Annotated in this window: 10 protein-coding genes; 3 read left to right on the plus strand and 7 right to left on the minus strand. The window is 70.4% G+C overall.

From position 1 onward, the window contains the following. Nucleotides 1-141: 141 nt before the first annotated feature. Nucleotides 142-990 carry a 16S rRNA (adenine(1518)-N(6)/adenine(1519)-N(6))-dimethyltransferase RsmA gene (rsmA, locus tag AC3WLZ_RS10795; protein WP_492470021.1) on the minus strand — a complete coding sequence of 283 codons (849 nt, stop codon included), beginning with the start codon at nt 988-990 and terminating at the stop codon, nt 142-144. Nucleotides 991-1,059: 69 nt separating this feature from the next. Between rsmA and AC3WLZ_RS10800 the strand changes: the two genes are divergently transcribed. Continuing rightward, nucleotides 1,060-2,517, plus strand: coding sequence for a sugar porter family MFS transporter (locus AC3WLZ_RS10800; RefSeq protein ID WP_492470022.1), 1,458 nt, complete (start codon nt 1,060-1,062; stop codon nt 2,515-2,517). Nucleotides 2,518-2,669: 152 nt separating this feature from the next. On the opposite strand, the gene AC3WLZ_RS10805 is transcribed toward AC3WLZ_RS10800, so the two are convergent. The 3 genes from AC3WLZ_RS10805 to rsmI are packed head-to-tail and all read right to left on the minus strand — an operon-like array spanning nt 2,670 to nt 6,025. Next, the gene (locus AC3WLZ_RS10805; RefSeq protein WP_492470023.1) at nt 2,670-3,587 is read right to left on the minus strand and encodes a TatD family hydrolase; all 918 of its coding nucleotides are present in this window, start codon (nt 3,585-3,587) and stop codon (nt 2,670-2,672) included. Further along, nucleotides 3,584-5,158, minus strand: coding sequence for a methionine--tRNA ligase (gene metG, locus AC3WLZ_RS10810; protein ID WP_492470024.1), 1,575 nt, complete (start codon nt 5,156-5,158; stop codon nt 3,584-3,586). Before metG ends, AC3WLZ_RS10805 begins: the two co-directional genes overlap by 4 nt. A 48-nt stretch (nt 5,159-5,206) precedes the next feature. Further along, nucleotides 5,207-6,025 carry a 16S rRNA (cytidine(1402)-2'-O)-methyltransferase gene (gene rsmI / locus AC3WLZ_RS10815; protein WP_412924950.1) on the minus strand — a complete coding sequence of 273 codons (819 nt, stop codon included), beginning with the start codon at nt 6,023-6,025 and terminating at the stop codon, nt 5,207-5,209. A 23-nt stretch (nt 6,026-6,048) separates the two neighbouring features. On the opposite strand from rsmI, the gene AC3WLZ_RS10820 reads away from it, so the two are divergent. Together AC3WLZ_RS10820 and AC3WLZ_RS10825 are read left to right on the plus strand one after the other, a co-directional pair. Beyond that, nucleotides 6,049-7,611 (plus strand): dolichyl-phosphate-mannose--protein mannosyltransferase, encoded by a 1,563-nt coding sequence (locus AC3WLZ_RS10820; RefSeq protein WP_412924951.1) that lies wholly within the window; start codon nt 6,049-6,051, stop codon nt 7,609-7,611. 145 nt (nt 7,612-7,756) lie between these two features. Further along, nucleotides 7,757-9,025: a glycosyltransferase gene (locus tag AC3WLZ_RS10825; protein WP_412924952.1), complete on the plus strand. Its 1,269-nt coding sequence runs from the start codon at nt 7,757-7,759 to the stop codon at nt 9,023-9,025. Here the strand turns inward: AC3WLZ_RS10825 and AC3WLZ_RS10830 are convergent. Genes AC3WLZ_RS10830 through AC3WLZ_RS10840 form a run of 3 tightly spaced genes read right to left on the minus strand, consistent with a single transcriptional unit; the run spans nt 8,962 to nt 13,079 of the window. Further along, the gene (locus tag AC3WLZ_RS10830; RefSeq protein ID WP_492470971.1) at nt 8,962-10,782 is read right to left on the minus strand and encodes a thioredoxin domain-containing protein; all 1,821 of its coding nucleotides are present in this window, start codon (nt 10,780-10,782) and stop codon (nt 8,962-8,964) included. The genes AC3WLZ_RS10825 and AC3WLZ_RS10830 overlap by 64 nt on opposite strands. 12 nt (nt 10,783-10,794) lie before the next feature. Beyond that, nucleotides 10,795-11,631: an aldo/keto reductase gene (locus tag AC3WLZ_RS10835; protein WP_492470025.1), complete on the minus strand. Its 837-nt coding sequence runs from the start codon at nt 11,629-11,631 to the stop codon at nt 10,795-10,797. A gap of 53 nt (nt 11,632-11,684) precedes the next feature. Further along, the gene (locus tag AC3WLZ_RS10840; RefSeq protein ID WP_492470026.1) at nt 11,685-13,079 is read right to left on the minus strand and encodes an aminotransferase class I/II-fold pyridoxal phosphate-dependent enzyme; all 1,395 of its coding nucleotides are present in this window, start codon (nt 13,077-13,079) and stop codon (nt 11,685-11,687) included. Between the last annotated feature and the right edge of the window lie 83 nt (nt 13,080-13,162).

The following is a 13,162-nucleotide window of genomic DNA, read 5'->3' on the forward strand; positions in this document are numbered from 1 at the left end:
GTGCGACCTCTGCCCGGCGTGATGCTCCCGGTTGGGCTGAAATGTTACAGACATGTTTCACGAACGCATGATGAACACGTCGAGAATTCGCCCGGACGCGCGGCCGCTCCGACCCGTGGATGTCCGAGTGAAGCGCGGGAGTCAGGCGTCGGGAAGGGCGGCGATCCGCACGAAATCATCGATCGACAGTTGCTCGCCGCGGAGAGTCGGATCGATGCCGGCGCGCTGCAGCGCTTCCGACGCCGCGGCAGCCGACCCACCCAGCACGCTCGACAGCGCCTGCCGCAGCATCTTGCGCCGCTGCTGGAAGGCGGCATCCACGATCCTGAATGTGCGACGGCGAAGATCCTCGTCGCCGCGGATCTCGGCATCCCGCTGAAAACCGACGAGCACGCTGTCGACGTTGGGGACCGGCCAGAAGACCTGGCGCGAGACGGTGCCGGCCAGGCGCCACGGGCCGTGCCAGGCGGCCTTCACGCTCGGGGCACCGTAGACCTTCGACCCGGGCGGGGCCGCGAGGCGCTCCCCCACCTCGGCCTGCACCATGACGACGCCGCGCTGTAGGAACGGGAACGTCTCGAGGAAATGCAGCAGCACGGGAACCGAGACGTTGTAGGGCAGGTTCGCGACGAGCACCTCGGGCTCACCGGGGAGCTCGTTCACCTGCAGGGCGTCGGCGTCGATGACGGTGAGTCGCTCGGCGGGCACGTCATGGGCGGCGGCGGTCTCGGGAAGCCGCGCGGCGAGTCGGTGATCGATCTCGACGGCGACCACGGAGGCCCCCGTCTCCAGGATCGCCAGCGTCAGCGACCCGAGTCCGGGCCCGATCTCGACGACCCGATCGGATGCCTCGACACGCGCGGCCTGCACGATCTTGCGCACCGTGTTGGCGTCGACGACGAAGTTCTGGCCCAGTTTCTTCGTCGGTGTGACGTCGAGGTCGGCGGCGAGCCGGCGGATCTCGGCGGCACCGAGGAGCGAAACGGGCATTGTTCCACTGTAGCCAGGGCGACCGCCAGTCGCCGCGCCCCAAGGGTCGAGGGGCAGTAACGTGGGCGGGTGAGCCAGACGCAGTCGATACCCGCCAACGCCTATACCCTCCGCGGCCCCTATGGGCGGCGGGCCGTCGTCCTCTCGATCGCTGCGGCGGTCGGCGGATTCCTGTTCGGGTTCGACTCGTCGGTGATCAACGGTGCGGTCCGCTCGATCGAGTCCGACTACACCAAGGAACCGATCCTCACCGGATTCGTCGTCGCCATCGCCCTCATCGGGTGTGCCATCGGCGCGATCGTCGCGGGCGCCCTGTCCGACCGGTTCGGCCGCCTCAAGGTCATGATGGTCGGCAGCGCGCTCTTCCTGATCTCCTCGATCGGTTCGGCGCTGACCTTCAGCGTCCCCGACCTCATCGTCTGGCGTGTACTGGGCGGCCTGGGGATCGGTATCGCCTCGGTGGTCGCCCCGGCCTACATCGCCGAGGTCGCCCCGCGGCAGATCCGCGGAAGCCTCGCCTCGCTGCAGCAGCTCGCGATCACACTCGGCATCTTCGCTGCGCTCCTGAGCAACGCGCTCCTCGTGTCCGCTGCCGGCGGCAGCGCCGACAACATGCTCTGGTGGGGCCTGGATGCCTGGCGCTGGATGTTCCTCATCGGTGTCATCCCGGCCGCCGTCTACGGCTTCCTCGCCTTCACGATGCCCGAGTCGCCCCGCTTCCTCCTGGCTCGAGGACGCACCGACGAGGCGCGCGAGATCTTCGCCCGGCTGGTTCCGCCGGCCGATCTCGAGAAGACCGTCAACGACCTCGTCAGCGGGATCGAGAGCGACCGCAAGAACAAGAGCGCGTCGCTGGCCGGCCCCGCGCTGGGTCTCCAGCCGATCGTCTGGATCGGCATCATCCTGTCGGTGTTCCAGCAGTTCGTCGGCATCAACGTGATCTTCTACTACTCCACCACCCTCTGGCGGGCGGTCGGATTCGACGAGAGCAACTCGCTCCTCATCGGCGTCATCACCTCGGTCACCAACGTGCTGGTCACCCTCATCGCGATCTGGCTGGTCGACCGCGTCGGGCGGAAGCCCCTCCTGCTGGTCGGTTCCGCCCTCATGGCGATCTCTCTCGGCGCGATGGCTCTGGCGTTCTCGTTCGCCATCGGCTCGGGTCAGGACGTCTCGCTCCCGGGCGCTTGGGGACCGATCGCGCTCGTGGCCGCCAACCTCTTCGTCGTGGGCTTCGGCGCCTCGTGGGGTCCGCTGGTGTGGGTGCTGCTCGGCGAGATCTTCCCGAGCCGCATCCGCGGCAAGGCGCTGGGCGTCGCCGCTGGCGCGCAGTGGCTCGCGAACTTCCTCGTGTCCTGGACCTTCCCGGCGCTCGCGGACTGGTCGCTGACGATCACGTACGGCGCCTACGCGTTCTTCGCCGCGCTGTCGTTCGTGTTCGTCCTGTGGAAGATCCCCGAGACGAAGGGCATGGAGCTCGAGCAGACCGAGACGCTGTTCGTCAAGAAGCCCAAGACCAAGGCCTGAAGCGACACGAAGGCCGGCGCCCCCTCGGGCGTCGGCCTTCGTCATACCGGGAACGCCGCGGCGTAATCTCAGCAATCCGCACAAAATCAGCGGCATCCGCCGAAACGAGCGGAACCGACGCGAATCGCTGAGCCTGCGCGACACGCGCCCGGTCAGAACTCGCCGTAGACCTCGAGCGTGTTCGCCGCGACCTGCGCTCCGAGCTCGTCGGCATCCATCCCGAGTTCTTCGGCGAGGAAGCGCAGCGTCACCGGGATCAGGTACGGCGCGTTCGGGCGTCCCCGGTAGGGCACGGGCGTGAGGAAGGGCGCGTCGGTCTCGACGAGGATGCGCTCGCGCGGGGTCACGGCGAGGGCGTCCCGCAGGTTCTGCGCGTTCTTGAATGTGACGTTGCCCGCGAACGAGAGGTAGTACCCGCGGTCGGCGGCGATACGCGCCATGTCGGCGTCGCCCGAGAAGCAGTGGAACACCGTCTTCTCGGGGGCACCGACGCGTTCGAGCGTCTCCAGAACCGCGTCGTGGGCGTCGCGATCGTGGATCTGCATCGCGATGCCGTGCTTCTTGGCGAGGGCGATGTGCGCCTCGAACGAACGGATCTGGGCCGGGATGCCATCCGCCTCGGTCCGGAAGAAGTCCAGGCCCGTCTCGCCGATCGCCCGCACGCGCGGCTCGGCCGCGAGCTCGTCGATGACCGCGATGGCGGCATCCAATTCTCCGGCTGCTTCGTACGCGGGCGCCTCGTTCGGGTGGATCGCGACCGCGGCGAGCACGCGGGGGTGCTGCCGGGCCGCCCACGCCGACCAACGCGACGAGTCGACGTCTCCCCCGGCCTGGACGACGCCGTGCACGCCGACGGCCACAGCGCGGGCGAGCTGCTCGTCGAGCGAGAGCCCGGTCTCGCCGTCCTCGATCTCGAGATGGGTGTGGTTGTCGTAGACCGGGACGCCGAGCGGCTCGGGTGCGGGCGGGTAGCTGACGTCACGACGGCCGTCCACCGAACGCTCCCGCACGTACTGGCTCGGGTCGCCGCCCTCCATCGTGCCGCGGGGCCGCTCGACAGGCGTACTCATGCCTGTTCGACGCGCGGGAACAGCGGCGACAGCCCGTTCACCAACGTTCCCGGACGCAGCACCCCCCACGCCCCGGCCTCGCGGAGCGGCTGATCCGTGAGCCGGCCGATGCTCTCGGCGGCGCCGAGCGCGATCCACAGCTTCTCGGTCGAGATCGGCATGACCGGCGACAGCAGGACGGCGAGGGCCCGCAGCCCCTCGGCGGCGGTGTAGAGCACCGTGCCCAGGCGCTCACGCTGGGCGTCATCCTTGGCCAGCGCCCACGGCTCGTTCTCGGTGATGTATTGGTTCAGCGCGTCGACGATCGTCCAGATCGCATCGATGGCCTCGTCGATGCGGAACCGCTCGATGGCCGCGTCGGCGTGCGTCGCGGCATCCGCGACCGTCTTCTGGATCGCGCGGTCGGCGTCGGTGTACTCCCCCGCCGGCGGCACGATGCCCTCGAAGTAGCGCTCGATCATCGCGATCGACCGGGATGCCAGGTTGCCGAAGCCGTTCGCGAGTTCGGCCTGGTAGCGGGCCGAGAGGTCTTCCCACGAGAACGACCCGTCCTGACCGAACGCGATCGCGGAGAGGAAGTAGAAGCGGTACGCGTCGGAACCGAAGACGTCGGTGATCTCGGTCGGCGCGATGCCGGTGAGCTTGGACTTCGACATCTTCTCGCCGCCGACGAGCAGCCAGCCGTGCGCGAAGACGCCGCGGGGCACCTCGAGCCCCGCCGCCATGAGCATCGCGGGCCAGATCACGGCGTGGAAGCGCAGGATGTCCTTGCCCACCACGTGGTACGCCGGCCAGCGACGTGCGAACTCCTCGGGGTCGCTCCCGTAGCCGACCGCCGTGGCGTAGTTCAGCAACGCGTCGACCCACACGTAGATGACGTGCGAGTCGTCCCACGGCACCTGAATGCCCCAGTCGAACGTCGACCGCGAGATCGAGAGGTCCTTGAGACCGTTCTTCACGAACGACACGACCTCGTTGCGCGCCGAGTCGGGGCGGACGAAGTCGGGCACCGAACGGTAGAGCTCGAGCAGGGGCTCCTGGAACTCGCTGAGCTTGAAGAAGTAGTTCTTCTCCTGCAGCAGCTCGAGCGGCTTGGAGTGGATCGCACAGACCTTCAGTCCCTCGAACGGCCCCTCGCCGTCGACGATCTCCGCCTCGGTCTTGAACTCCTCGCAGCCGACGCAGTAGAGCGCCTCGAATTCTCCGGCGTAGATGTAGCCGCGATCGTAGAGCGCCTGCACGAACTTCTCGACGCGCTCCTCGTGGCGCGGCTGGCTCGTACGGATGAAGTCGTCGTTGGCGACGTCGAGCGTCTTCAGCAGCGGGAACCACGACTCGCTGACGAGCTTGTCGACCCACTCCTGGGGCGTGTGGCCGTTCGCGGCAGCGGCGCGCATCATCTTCTGGCCGTGCTCGTCGGTGCCGGTGAGCATCCAGGTGTCGTCACCGGACTGCCGGTGCCACCGCGCGAGCGCGTCCACCGCCACGGTCGTGTAGCCGTGGCCGATGTGGGGCACGTCGCTCGGGTAGTAGATCGGCGTGGTGATGTAGAAGGATCGGCCGGAAGTCACCCCAGGATTCTACGGGGGCCGGGTGCGCCCTCCGGTCGGTGTGACGCGTCAGCCCTTGACCGCGAGAGCGGCCTGGTACAGCTCGCGCGAGGAATGCCCTGTGAGCGACGCGACCTCCGCCGCCGCCTCTTTGAGGCGCGCGCCGCCGCGCACGAGCTCGAGCACCTGGGTCACGGCATCCGGGAACGCCACTTCGCGGGCCGAGGCACCGCCGACGACGATCGCAATCTCACCGCGCACACCCTCGGACGCCCACGCGGCGAGCTCGGCGAGCGTGCCGCGGCGCACCTCTTCGTGCAGCTTCGTCAGCTCGCGGCACACCGCGGCGGGACGGTCGGCGCCGAACGCGGCCGCGAGATCGTCGAGGGTGGATGCCAGCCGCGACGGCGACTCGAAGAACACCAGGGTGCGCGTCTCGGCGGCGAGGTCGGCGAAGGCCCGGCGCCGATCGCCGGGCTTGCGGCGTGGGAAGCCCTCGAACGCGAACCGGTCGGTGGGCAGGCCCGCGACGGCGAGCGCGGTGACGACGGCGCTCGGACCCGGCAGGGCCGTCACGGTCACGCCCGCCGCGGCTGCGGCCGCGACGAGCCCGTACCCGGGATCGCTGACGGTGGGCATGCCCGCGTCGCTGAGCACCAGCAGGTCGTTCTCGCGGGCGAGTTCGACCAGTTCGGCCGCGCGCTCCTTCTCGTTGTGGTCGTGCAGGGCGAGCAACCGCGGCCGGTTGGCGACTCCCAGTCCCGCCAGCAGACGCTGAGTGGTGCGGGTGTCCTCGGCGGCGACGACCGTCGCGTTCTCGAGGGCCTCGACGAGGCGGCGCGAGGCATCCCCGAGGTTGCCGATGGGCGTCGCCGCGAGGATGATCACCGCCCCACCTTATGCTGGGGGCCGTGACCGCCGTCCCCTCGATCATGCCTCCGGACGAACGGACGCGCCTGGATCGATGGCGAGATGCGCTGCTCGCGCATCCCCGCGGCGCTCGTCTGTGGCGCTGGCTCGCGCCGACGCTGATCACGCTCGTCGCCTTCGTGCTGCGCGTGGTGAATGTCGGCGACCCGCACCAGCTGATCTTCGACGAGACGTACTACGTCAAAGACTCGTGGAGCCAGTGGCTCCTCGGCTTCCCCTCGACCTGGCCGGAGGGCGCGGACGAACGCTTCGTCGCGGGCGACACGAACTCCTTCCTCGGCGCCGGCAGCTACGTCGTGCACCCGCCGCTCGGCCGCATCTTCATCGGTGCGGGGATGGCGCTGTTCGGGTCGGATTCCTCGACGGGCTGGCGGATCTCCGCGGTCGTCTTCGGAACCGCCACGGTGCTGCTGGTGTATCTGCTCGCGAAGACCCTCACGGGTTCGGTCGTCTTCGCCTCCGTGGCATCCGGTCTGATGACGATCGACGGTCTCGGGATCGTCCTCAGCCGCGTCTCGCTGCTCGACATCTTCCTGACGTTCTTCATCGTGCTCGCGCTGTGGTTCGTGGCGCTCGACCGGCGCGCGATGCGGAACCGCTGGTCCGCCCGGGCGCCAGGCGAGACGACCTGGGGGCCCGTGTTCTGGCATCGGCCCTGGCTTCTCGCCGCCGGCGTCGCCGCGGGGGCCGCCACCGCCGTGAAGTGGTCGGGGCTGTACGTCATCGCCGGCATCGGCATCTACGTCGTCGTGACCGATGCGCTCGCCCGTCGCCGCGCGGGTATCGTGCAGTGGCCGATGGATGCCGTGCGTCAGGGCCTCGTCTCGTTCGTCCAGCTCGTCCCCGCCGCCCTCGTCGTGTATCTCGCGAGCTGGTCGGGATGGCTGTTCACCGACGGCGGCTACTTCCGCCACAACATGGACGCGACTCCCGCGACAGGATTCTGGGCGTGGGTGCCCCTGCCGCTGCAGAACCTCTGGGCGTACCACCAGCAGATGTACGCCTTCCACGTCGGGCTGTCGACCCCGCATTCCTACGCGAGTCCCGCGTGGCAGTGGCCGCTGATGATCCGGCCCACCTCGATGTACTGGCACCAGGACGAGGTCGGGCAGAACGGATGCCAGCTCCCCAGCGGCTGCACCGAGGCCATCTCGAGCATCGACAACCCGCTGCTGTGGTGGGCCGGGATCGCCGCGGCGATCTACCTGCTCGTGCGATTCGTCCTCCTCCGCGACGGGCGCTACGGCCTCGTGCTCATGGGCCTGGCGGCGACGTACGTGCCGTGGCTGCTGTACCCCGAGCGGACGATCTTCCAGTTCTACACGGTCGCGATGGTGCCCTTCCTCGTGCTCGGGCTCACTTTCGCCCTCCGCGACCTCGCCCGGGGTCCCCGGTCGATGACGCGGGCGAGCGGACAGGCGTGGGTCGTGGTCTTCCTCGCCGTGTGTGTCATCCTCTCGGCCTTCTGGTACCCCGTCTGGACGGCGCTGCCGGTGCCGTACGAGTTCTGGCGCCTGCACAACTGGATGCCGACCTGGATCTGAGCGCCCACCGCTACGGGTGCTCGGAGAAGCGCACGTTCTCGCGGGACGGACCGCGTCTGCACGGGTGAGACCTGGTCGCGCCGCGGGCGAGCGTCCTGGCGAGAGCCCGGACACTTCCACGGTCGGACGCGGTGAGGTGTCCAGAATGACGAGAGTGAAGGTGCTGCTCGTGAACACGTCGTACCCGCCGTTCGTCATCGGCGGGGCGGAACTGTCGGTGCAGGAGCTCGCCGAAGACCTCGCGGCGGCCGGGCACGACGTGCGCGTCCTGTGCCTGGCACCCCGGTCGCACCGGCGCAGCTCGATCTCATCGACAGACTCTCCGCGGGAGGGGCGCGGCGTCACGGTCCACCGACTCTGGCGCCGCCGCTTGCGCGTGGACGGCCGACATCCGGCCCGGTGGGCGCGAGCGTTATGGCACGTGGGCGAGCTCGTCCGCGTGCGCGAATACGCGGCGCTGAGAGCGGAGATCCGGCGCGGGAGACCGGACGTCGTCCACTTCAACAACATCGCGGGTTTCGGGTGGCTTGCCTGGCTCGCCGCGCGTGATGTCCCTTCGGTGCAGACCCTGCGCGATTACTCCCTCGTCTGCACGTCCTCGTTCGGCGAGCACGACCGCAAGGTCTGCTCGCGGCGGAGTCTGCGCTGCCGGATTCTCAAGTCACCGTTCGTCCTGCCTCCCCTCCGTCCGACACGCATCGTCGGAGTCAGCGAGTACGTCGTCGGGCGGATGACGGCAGCCGGCGTGCGGGGAAAAGACGCCGCACCCTCGGTGGTGCGCAACCGTCCGCACCTCGCTGCCCGGGTGCACCGACCGGCGGCGGTCGGCCGCGCGTCGGACGCGCCGCCCGTGGTGGGATTCCTCGGACGCCTCGATGCTGACAAGGGGGTGGGGGTACTCCACGAGGCGGTGCGGCGGCTGCGCCGATCCGGCACCGCTGCGACCCTCGTCGTCGCGGGTGCTCCCACGCCCTATGGCCGCGAGCTGCAGAGGACGTACGAGGCGGAGTACGCCGAGGGCGCCTTCCGGCAGGTCGGATACCTCGACGCGGCGTCGCTGTTCGCCCGCTGCGACGTTCTCGCCGTCCCCACGCAGTGGCAGGAGCCGTTCGGACGCGTCGCGGCGGAGGGCGTGCAAGCGGGCACCCCCGTGGTGGCCGCGCACGTGGGCGGACTCCCCGAGCTGAGGGAGGTGTACGGCGGCGGAATCCGGACGGTGCGCCGATACCGGGACCCCGACGCGTGGGCCGCCGCGCTCGCCGCGCCGCCCGCGCTCGCGACACGACGCGGTGCTCTGTCGGACTCGCCGCGACCGTCCGACGCCTACCTGACCATCTACGACGAGGTGCGTCAGCGCTCCAGCGCGGCGGGGTCCGTCGTGGGCAGCGCGCACGTGAAAGCTCGGCAGTCGTAAGCCGTCGCCTCGCCACCGCGAGAGACCTTTCCCTCGAACAGCGCAAAACCCGCGCGCGCGAAGTCCTCGGCCTGGGCGGGAGTCACGATCGCCACGACGTCGGCGGTGATCCGACGCGCGGCGTCCGCGAGAGCGGCATCCGTCTCCCCCACCACGACCACCTGCCGCGGCGGGGTCGCAACGCCGAGCGCGACGTCGAGGATCGCGCCGTACGCGAGCGGCGCCGCGAGTGCCGCGGGCGCGGCGGCGCGGACGAGCGTCTCGGCGGCCGCGCGATAGCGCTCGCCCGCACCGAGGCGCCATAGGTCGAGGGCCGCGGCGGCGAAAGCCGACGGACCCGACGGCGCCGCGCCGTCACTCGGGACGCCCTGTGGCTGCATGCCCTGCCCCGCCAGTACCGCATCGCCTCCGCCGGGCGGGTGGATGCCGTCGTCGGCGAGACACATGTCGACCAGGGACCGCGCACGCTCGGCGTATACGACCTCCCCGGTCACCCGGCCGAGGGCGAGGAGCCCGCGAGCGAGTCCGCCGTAGTCTTCGAGCGTTGCGGGCGCGGAGGATCGGATCTCGTCGAGCGACGCACGGCGAAGCGTCCCGTCGTCGGCGACGTTGTTCTCGAGCACGGTGTCGGCGGCCCAGCGCGCGGCCTCGACGAACCGCGGATCGGTGCGCGAGCCGGCCGCAGCGAGCGCCGCGATCGCGTGCCCGTTCCAGCCGGTGACGACCTTGGCATCCAGTGCGGGCGGGGTGAGATCCGCGCGATCGGTCGTGCGGTAGTAGCCGCCCTCGGAACGCTGCCCGTCGATGATCGACTCGGAGTCCTGCGCGGCGGCGATCCCCCCGGAGGGGAGTTGGAGCACGTCGACGACGAACCGCGCGGTCTCGGCTGCGGTGGCGTCGTCCCCTGCGGCAAGCGCGACCTCGATGAGCCCGGCGTTGTCGGTGAGCATGCGCTCGTAGTGCGGGACACTCCAGTCGCGACGCGTGGCGTAGCGGAAGAATCCGCCCTCGACCGGGTCGTGGAGTTCGGAGGCCGTCATCGCGCCCAAAGCGCGTGACGCCACGCCCGCGGCGTCGGGGACGAGTGATGCCAGCGCGGGGTGCTGCAGCAACCGCAGCACGGGGGTGTTGGGGAACTTCGGGGAATCGATCGAGGCGCCGGCGGCGAATCCCCCGAACTCGGCGTCTTCGCGGGAGACGACGTCGGCCACGGCGGCGGCGAGCGCGGCGGCGTCGGGGACCGCGTCGGCCGGGGCCGGGGCCGCGGCGGCCAGAGCATCGCGGAGGGAAGTGCCGGTGGCATCCACTTCTCCGCGCCGCTCGGTCCACGCCTCGCGGACGGCGGCGAGCACCTGACGGAACGACGGCAGCTGCCCTCGCGCCTCGGGTGGAAAGTAGGTGCCGGCGTAGAAGATGCGTCCCTCGGGAGTGGCGAACGCGGTCAGTGGCCAGCCGAGGTGCGGAGTGAAGGCGGAGGCGGCGTCGAGATATGCCGCGTCGACGTCGGGGTGCTCTTCGCGGTCGACCTTGATCGCCACGAACCCGTCGTTCACGAGCGCGGCGGTCTCGGCATCCTGGAACGACTCGCGCGCCATGACGTGGCACCAGTGGCAGGTGCTGTAGCCGATCGAGACGAGCACCGGCACGTCGCGCTCGGCCGCGACGGCGAACGCCTCGGGCCCCCACGGGAACCACGCGACGGGATTGTCGGCGTGGGCCCGCAGGTAGGGGCTCGAGGCGTTCGCGAGGCGGTTCAGTTCACTGACCCGTCACTCGACGTCGTCGGGGTGCGAGCCGACGCGTCCGGAGTCGTCGCCCGGGTCGATGGCGTCGATCGCGGCCATCTCGTCGGCGGTGAGCTCGAAGTCGAACAGGTCGAAGTTCTCCTCCAGGCGCTCGCGGCGCACCGACTTGGGGAAGACGATGAGACCGTGCTGGATGTGCCAGCGCAGCACCGCCTGAGCGGGCGACTTGCCGTGCGCCTCGGCGGCGTCCTTCACGGCCGGGATCTCGAACAGGTCGTACTTGCCCTGGCCGAGGGGGCCCCACGATTCGATGTGCATGTCGTGCTCGGCACCCCAGGCGCGGATCTCGCGCTGGCTGAGCGCGGGGTGCAGCTCGATCTGGTTGACCACCGGCGTCACACCGGTCTCGGCCACGATGCGGTCGAGGTGCGGCACGAGGAAGTTTGAGACACCGATCGAGCGCGTCTTGCCCGCCTCGCGGATCTCGATCAGCTTCTGCCACGCGTTGAGGTAGTTGTCGGCCTTGGGCGTCGGCCAGTGCACGAGATAGAGGTCGACGCTGTCGAGGCCGAGCTTCGCGAGGCTCTCGTCGATCGCGGCGTCCGGGTCGTCGCCGTCGTGGCGGGAGTTCCAGAGCTTCGTGGTGACGAAGAGCTCTTCGCGCGGGATGCCGCTGGCGGCGATGGCGCGGCCGACGCCCTCTTCGTTCTTGTAGATCGCGGCGGTGTCGATGTGGCGGTAGCCGACCTCGAGGGCCTCGGACACGGCGCGCTCGGCGTCGTCGGCGGGGACGAGGAACACGCCGTAGCCGAGCTGGGGGATGGAGTTTCCGTCATTGAGCTGGACAGAGGGAACGGTCATGTGATCCAGCCTAGGAGGAGCCGCCGACACCGGACCCGGGGTTGACGAGGTGGTCACGAAAGGGGTGCCGCGTGCGCCGCACGCGCGAGCGCCTCGGCGACGAGACGGACGTTCTCCACCACCGATCCGGCGGTCACCCGCACGCGCGCAGGCGCTGACACCCCCGCCTCGGGCTCGACCACGAACGGCGACCCCGCGGCGATGCCGATGCCCTCGGCCGCGGCGTGGACGAGCGCCGCGCGTTCGTCTCGCACCGGCATCCACAGATTGATGCCGTCGGGGTCGCCGACATCGATCCCGAGTCGACGCAGGGAGGCGGCGACCCGGTCGAGACGATCGCGGTAGATGAGGCGCGCGGTCGCAACCGGAGCGGTCGAGCGCGCATCGGTGAGCAGCTCGTACAGCACCGACTGGAGGAGCCGTGACGTCCACCCGGGACCGAGCATGCGGCGGCGCACGATGCGGTCGACGATCGCGGACGGTCCGCCGAGCGCAGCGATGCGCAGGTCGGGGCCGTGCGACTTGGAGAAGCCGCGCACGTGCACGACCTGCGCCGGCAGCCACAGCGCGAGCGTCACCGGCGGGGCGCTCGCGATGAGCGCGGAGTGGTCGTCCTCGATCACCGTGACGCGAGTACCGCCCGGCACGCTCAAGAGCACGTTGGCGAGCCGCCGCGCGCGCTCGAGCGACATCGACACCCCCGTCGGGTTCTGGGCGCGCGGCTGCAGGAGCACCGCCGACGGACCGAGCGCGAGGGCGCGGGCGAGCGACGAGGGAAGGACCCCGTCGGCGTCGGTCTCGAGCGTCACGGGCACGGCACCGGCGGCCTCGATGAGGTCGAAGAAGTAGGGGAACCCCGGCGACTCCACCGCGACCCGGTCTCCGAAGCGCACGACCTGGTCGAGCGTGCGGGAGATGCCGTCCAACGCGCCGTCCACGACGGTGAGCTCCTCCACCCCGCGGACCGGCCACTGCTCGCGCAAGACCTCGTAGAGGTCGGGCAGCACCGGGAGGTCGTGATACCGCCCCGTGTCGGCGCGCGGGCGGGCGAGCGCCAACGCGCGCTCGATCGACGGCAGCATCGCGGGGTCGGGCGTGCCGAGCGACAGGTCGAGGCGCAGCGCCGCGACCTCGCGCCCCGCCCCGAGGCCGCGGGGCGCGCCGGGCACGCGGTCCGCCGACATCCCCTGCACACGGGGGCTCAGCCACTCCCGCCGTTCGGCGCGGACGAAGGTGCCGGCCCGGCCGCGCGAGAACACGACACCGGCGTCGGCGAGTGCGCGCCAGGCCGACGCGACCGTGCCCGTCGAGACGCCCAGGGCGGCGGCGACATCGCGCACGGTGGGCAGACGCTCCCCCGGTGCCAGCGTCCCGTCGCTGACGAGACGCGCGATCTCGGCCGCCAGCCCCGCCGATGTGCGCTCGACGAAGGAGTCGGGCGGGATCATGGGCCCCCAATTTACGGCGGTGTCACTCGTGGAAATCGTGGAGAAATGTTCAGGCGCGACAGTAACAGAACCGGGCGACGACG

The organism is Microbacterium sp. FW305-3-2-15-F-LB2, assembly GCF_058787255.1.

Excerpts from the sequence above, each read along its gene's own strand:
- rsmA (WP_492470021.1), bottom strand. The coding sequence starts at position 990 with ATGCCCGTTTCGCTCCTCGGTGCCGCCGAGATCCGCCGGCTCGCCGCC.
- AC3WLZ_RS10805 (WP_492470023.1), bottom strand. The coding sequence starts at position 3,587 with ATGAGTACGCCTGTCGAGCGGCCCCGCGGCACGATGGAGGGCGGCGAC.
- AC3WLZ_RS10825 (WP_412924952.1), top strand. The coding sequence starts at position 7,757 with ATGACGAGAGTGAAGGTGCTGCTCGTGAACACGTCGTACCCGCCGTTC.
- AC3WLZ_RS10835 (WP_492470025.1), bottom strand. The coding sequence starts at position 11,631 with ATGACCGTTCCCTCTGTCCAGCTCAATGACGGAAACTCCATCCCCCAG.
- AC3WLZ_RS10840 (WP_492470026.1), bottom strand. The coding sequence starts at position 13,079 with ATGATCCCGCCCGACTCCTTCGTCGAGCGCACATCGGCGGGGCTGGCG.